Below are 5610 nucleotides of genomic sequence, written 5' to 3'. Positions count from 1 at the left end.
GTACCGGGCTGAGAGGCGGTGTAAGTGAACTGTAGTTGCCATGTTTTACGGCAATGAGAGCAGAGATAGCGCTGATGTCCGGCAGTGCTTTTGCCGTTACGCACCACGCCTTCAGTAGCGGAGCAGGAAGGACATCTGATGGAAATGGAAGCCACGCAAGCACCTTAAAATCACCATCATACACTAAATCAGTAAGTTGGCAGCATTACCCTTGCGTAGAAAGATAATCCGCATATTAATCTGACCATCATTTTATATAAGACGGCATATTTAAACGCATTATACAATATGGGTTATCTTTCTTTTGTAAATTGTCCAACCCGATGCAATGGCTATTTTGTTATTATTTGATGAATAATATCAGTGCGTCATAATTCAAGTTAATAACCTTAAGGGATACCAGTTATATTTAAACTAAATTAAAGTAATGAATAATTTTTTTATAATATAAGGTAAATTAACAAAATGGCTTCGCATTTAACAATAACCGAATAGAAAACAACCATTTCGACATCAACAATCGCTTACATTCGCTTATATATTGACCACAACTGATACATCAGATTATGTGATGACTCGTGCTTAGATCAATTTTTGCAATCATTAGCAAAAAGATTAATAAACCATCTATATCAATTTATCCAACCTATTCTGCCGTTCAAGAAATCGCCGAACAGTTATTTTTAACAAATTTTTCTCTTCCCATTGACTTTCCCGGACACCTTGTCTGACCTAAGGTGCGCGAAAGCCACTTTTTCCTTCCTGAGTTATCCACAAAGTTATGCACTTGCAAGAGGGCCATTTTCACACTATCTTGCAGTGAATCCCAAACATACCCCCTATATATAGTGTTCTAAGCAGCTTCCCGTACTACAGGTAGTCTGCATGAAACTATTGCGGAAAGAATTCCAAAAACAGGTACGACATACATGAATCAGAATCTGCTGGTGACAAAGCGCGACGGTAGCACAGAGCGCATCAATCTCGACAAAATCCATCGCGTTCTGGATTGGGCGGCAGAAGGACTGCATAACGTTTCGATTTCCCAGGTCGAGCTGCGCTCCCACATTCAGTTTTATGACGGTATCAAGACCTCTGACATCCACGAAACCATTATCAAGGCTGCCGCAGACCTGATCTCCCGTGATGCGCCGGATTATCAGTATCTCGCCGCGCGCCTGGCGATCTTCCACCTGCGTAAAAAAGCCTACGGCCAGTTTGAGCCGCCTGCGCTGTACGACCACGTGGTGAAAATGGTCGAGATGGGCAAATACGATAATCATCTGCTGGAAGACTACACGGAAGAAGAGTTCAAGCAGATGGACACGTTTATCGATCACGACCGTGATATGACCTTCTCTTATGCTGCCGTTAAGCAGCTGGAAGGCAAATATCTGGTACAGAACCGCGTGACCGGCGAAATCTATGAGAGCGCCCAGTTCCTTTATATTCTGGTTGCCGCGTGCCTGTTCTCGAACTACCCGCGTGAAACGCGCCTGCAATATGTGAAGCGTTTTTACGACGCGGTTTCCACATTTAAAATTTCGCTGCCGACGCCAATCATGTCCGGCGTGCGTACCCCGACTCGTCAGTTCAGCTCCTGCGTACTGATCGAGTGCGGTGACAGCCTGGATTCCATCAACGCCACCTCCAGCGCGATTGTTAAATACGTTTCCCAGCGTGCCGGGATCGGCATCAACGCCGGGCGTATTCGTGCGCTGGGTAGCCCGATTCGCGGTGGTGAAGCGTTCCATACCGGCTGCATTCCGTTCTACAAACATTTCCAGACAGCGGTGAAATCCTGCTCTCAGGGCGGTGTGCGCGGCGGTGCGGCAACGCTGTTCTACCCGATGTGGCATCTGGAAGTGGAAAGCCTGCTGGTGTTGAAAAACAACCGTGGTGTGGAAGGCAACCGCGTGCGTCATATGGACTACGGGGTACAAATCAACAAACTGATGTATACCCGTCTGCTGAAAGGTGAAGATATCACCCTGTTCAGCCCGTCCGACGTACCGGGGCTGTACGACGCGTTCTTCGCCGATCAGGAAGAGTTTGAACGTCTGTATACCAAATATGAGAAAGACGACAGCATCCGCAAGCAGCGTGTGAAAGCCGTTGAGCTGTTCTCGCTGATGATGCAGGAACGTGCGTCTACCGGTCGTATCTATATTCAGAACGTTGACCACTGTAATACCCATAGCCCGTTTGATCCGGCCATCGCGCCAGTGCGTCAGTCTAACCTGTGCCTGGAGATAGCCCTGCCGACCAAACCGCTGAACGACGTCAACGACGAGAACGGTGAAATCGCGCTGTGTACGCTGTCTGCTTTCAACTTGGGCGCAATTAATAACCTGGATGAACTGGAAGAGCTGGCAATTCTGGCGGTTCGTGCACTTGACGCGCTGCTGGATTATCAGGATTACCCGATCCCGGCCGCCAAACGTGGAGCGATGGGTCGTCGTACGCTGGGTATTGGTGTGATCAACTTCGCTTACTACCTGGCGAAGCACGGTAAACGCTACTCCGACGGCAGCGCCAACAACCTGACGCATAAAACCTTCGAAGCGATTCAGTATTACCTGCTGAAAGCGTCTAATGAGCTGGCTAAAGAGCAAGGCGCGTGCCCGTGGTTTAACGAAACCACTTACGCGAAAGGGATCCTGCCGATCGATACCTATAAGAAAGATCTGGATGCCATCGCTAATGAGCCGCTGCATTACGACTGGGAAGCATTGCGTGAATCAATCAAAACGCACGGCCTGCGTAACTCCACGCTTTCTGCCCTGATGCCGTCCGAGACCTCTTCGCAGATCTCTAATGCCACTAACGGTATTGAACCGCCGCGCGGTTACGTCAGCATCAAAGCGTCGAAAGACGGTATTTTGCGCCAGGTGGTGCCGGACTACGAGCACCTGCACGACGCCTATGAGCTGCTGTGGGAAATGCCGGGTAACGATGGCTACCTGCAACTGGTAGGTATCATGCAGAAATTTATCGATCAGTCGATCTCTGCTAACACCAACTACGATCCGTCACGTTTCCCGTCAGGAAAAGTGCCGATGCAGCAGTTGCTGAAAGACCTGCTCACCGCCTACAAATTCGGGGTCAAAACGCTGTATTATCAGAACACCCGTGACGGCGCTGAAGACGCGCAGGACGATCTGGTACCGTCAATCCAGGACGATGGCTGCGAAAGCGGCGCATGTAAGATCTGATATTGAGATGCCGGATGCAGCGTGAACGCCTTATCCGGCCTACGGCTCGGATTTGTAGGCCTGATAAGACGCGCCAGCGTCGCATCAGGCACAGGATGCGGCGTAAAATGCCTTATCCGGCATTAAACTCCCAACAGGACACACTCATGGCATATACCACCTTTTCACAGACGAAAAATGATCAGCTCAAAGAACCGATGTTCTTTGGTCAGCCGGTCAACGTGGCCCGCTACGATCAGCAAAAATATGACATCTTCGAAAAGCTGATCGAAAAGCAGCTCTCTTTCTTCTGGCGTCCGGAAGAAGTTGACGTCTCCCGCGACCGTATCGATTACCAGGCGCTGCCGGAGCACGAAAAACACATTTTTATCAGCAACCTGAAATATCAGACGCTGCTGGATTCCATTCAGGGTCGTAGTCCGAACGTGGCGCTATTGCCGCTTATTTCTATTCCGGAACTGGAAACCTGGGTCGAAACCTGGGCGTTCTCAGAAACGATTCATTCCCGTTCCTATACTCATATCATTCGTAATATCGTTAACGATCCGTCTGTTGTGTTTGACGATATCGTCACCAACGAGCAGATCCAGAAACGTGCGGAAGGGATCTCCAGCTATTACGATGAACTGATCGAAATGACCAGCTACTGGCACCTTCTGGGCGAAGGCACCCACACCGTTAACGGTAAAACCGTAACCGTTAGCCTGCGCGAGCTGAAGAAAAAACTGTATCTTTGCCTGATGAGCGTTAACGCGCTGGAAGCGATCCGCTTCTACGTCAGCTTTGCTTGTTCCTTTGCCTTTGCAGAACGCGAATTGATGGAAGGCAACGCCAAAATTATTCGCCTGATTGCCCGCGACGAAGCCCTGCACCTGACCGGCACCCAGCATATGCTGAATCTGCTGCGCAGCGGCGCGGACGATCCTGAGATGGCGGAAATTGCCGAAGAGTGTAAGCAGGAGTGCTATGACCTGTTTGTTCAGGCAGCTCAACAGGAGAAAGACTGGGCGGATTATCTGTTCCGCGACGGTTCGATGATTGGTCTGAATAAAGACATTCTCTGCCAGTACGTTGAATACATCACCAATATCCGTATGCAGGCAGTCGGTTTGGATCTGCCGTTCCAGACGCGCTCCAACCCGATCCCGTGGATCAACACTTGGCTGGTGTCTGATAACGTGCAGGTTGCTCCGCAGGAAGTGGAAGTCAGTTCTTATCTGGTCGGGCAGATTGACTCGGAAGTGGACACCGACGATTTGAGTAACTTCCAGCTCTGATGGCCCGCGTTACCCTGCGCATCACTGGCACACAACTGCTGTGCCAGGATGAACACCCTTCCCTTCTGGCAGCGCTGGAATCCCACAATGTGGCGGTTGAGTACCAGTGTCGCGAAGGTTACTGCGGCTCCTGTCGCACACGCCTGGTTGCAGGTCAAGTTGACTGGATTGCCGAACCGTTAGCCTTTATTCAGCCGGGGGAAATTTTGCCCTGTTGTTGCCGGGCAAAAGGCGATATTGAAATCGAGATGTGAATTGGTTGTAGTGCCAGATACAACGCTTATGCGTCTTATCTGGCCTACAACGATTACATGGCGTAGTAATACGCTTTCACCTGCTCCCAGTCCGCTTTGGGGATTGGCTCCAGATATTTTTCCAGCTGGCGGAAGTCATGATTAATCGCTTTATCGCGACGCAAGCGGCGACGACTTTTCTCCAGGTCAAGAAAACCAGCTTCTGCCTTACCTTCTGTTTTCACATAGATATGGCGAACATAACAACAGCCATGCTGACGATTAATGCTATGCATTTTCTTAAACGCCAGCGCCACTGCTTTCAACATGGCTTGCCGTACTTCGTCAGAATAAGGCGATACTGCATGCTGGGCATACCAGTCAGCAATGCTGATGAACCCCGCCATATCTTCAGTCACCAGCAACGCTCGCCATTCATCCTCAATTTTCACCGCTTCACCAAAAACGATCTTAGGCACGATGACACCGGCCCGTTCCAGTTATTTAATTACCGCAACCTCACGGACAATCGTTGGTCGGCCGAACGGATAACGTACAGAATGAAACAGATGATGCGTCATGCGCTTTACATACAGCTTTTTGCCGTTGCGCTCGACGCATTGCACCCCGCTCATACCATTACGGCGATAGTTAGGCTCTTCAACCCAGTCGCCCTCTGTTGCCCACCAGTGATTAAATTCGTCGTACTTTGCTGAAACTGCCATACCCTATCGCCTGTCGTTTTTATTAACGACAATGACTATAGGTGGTTACCTGAGGAAAATCTGTAAGCGTGCAGCAAGAACCGTATTGACGGGGATGTGTTATTCAGTCGGCAGTGCTACGCGCCAGGGGAGCAGTTCGCCGACCCGGTTTATCGGCCAG

At 49.9% G+C, this 5610-nt stretch carries 5 protein-coding genes and 1 pseudogene; 3 read left to right on the top strand and 3 right to left on the bottom strand.

Translation table 11 applies throughout. The features are described 5' to 3' along the window. Positions 1 to 155: IS1 family transposase (locus BFF42_RS10305; protein ID WP_001348782.1), on the bottom strand; the 155-nt coding region annotated here is incomplete at its 3' end. A gap of 503 nt (positions 156 to 658) precedes the next feature. After that, entirely contained in the window at positions 659 to 802 is a 144-nt protein-coding gene (ypaB, locus tag BFF42_RS28165; RefSeq protein WP_001300064.1) for a protein YpaB, read from the bottom strand. A gap of 127 nt (positions 803 to 929) precedes the next feature. Here ypaB and nrdA point away from each other — a divergent pair, with 127 nt between their 5' ends. The 3 genes from nrdA to yfaE all read left to right on the top strand — a co-directional run bounded on the left by nrdA (position 930) and on the right by yfaE (position 4746). Next, a complete protein-coding gene (gene nrdA, locus BFF42_RS10300; protein ID WP_001075163.1) occupies positions 930 to 3215 on the top strand; it encodes a class 1a ribonucleoside-diphosphate reductase subunit alpha in 2286 nt (761 codons plus the stop codon). Between the two features lie 146 nt (positions 3216 to 3361). Then, entirely contained in the window at positions 3362 to 4492 is a 1131-nt protein-coding gene (gene nrdB / locus BFF42_RS10295; RefSeq protein WP_000332037.1) for a class Ia ribonucleoside-diphosphate reductase subunit beta, read from the top strand. Then, positions 4492 to 4746, top strand: coding sequence for a ferredoxin-like diferric-tyrosyl radical cofactor maintenance protein YfaE (gene yfaE, locus BFF42_RS10290; protein ID WP_000135040.1), 255 nt, complete (start codon positions 4492 to 4494; stop codon positions 4744 to 4746). Before nrdB ends, yfaE begins: the two co-directional genes overlap by 1 nt. A gap of 53 nt (positions 4747 to 4799) precedes the next feature. Here yfaE and inaA read toward each other — a convergent pair. After that, positions 4800 to 5450 (bottom strand): annotated as a pseudogene (inaA, locus tag BFF42_RS10285) (lipopolysaccharide kinase InaA). Between the last annotated feature and the right edge of the window lie 160 nt (positions 5451 to 5610).

It is taken from the genome of Shigella sp. FC1661 (assembly GCF_001712525.1).
Taxonomy (GTDB): Bacteria; Pseudomonadota; Gammaproteobacteria; order Enterobacterales; family Enterobacteriaceae; genus Escherichia; species Escherichia coli.
Note: the sequence above shows the minus strand (reverse complement) of the source record. Positions and strands in the feature narration are given on the sequence as shown.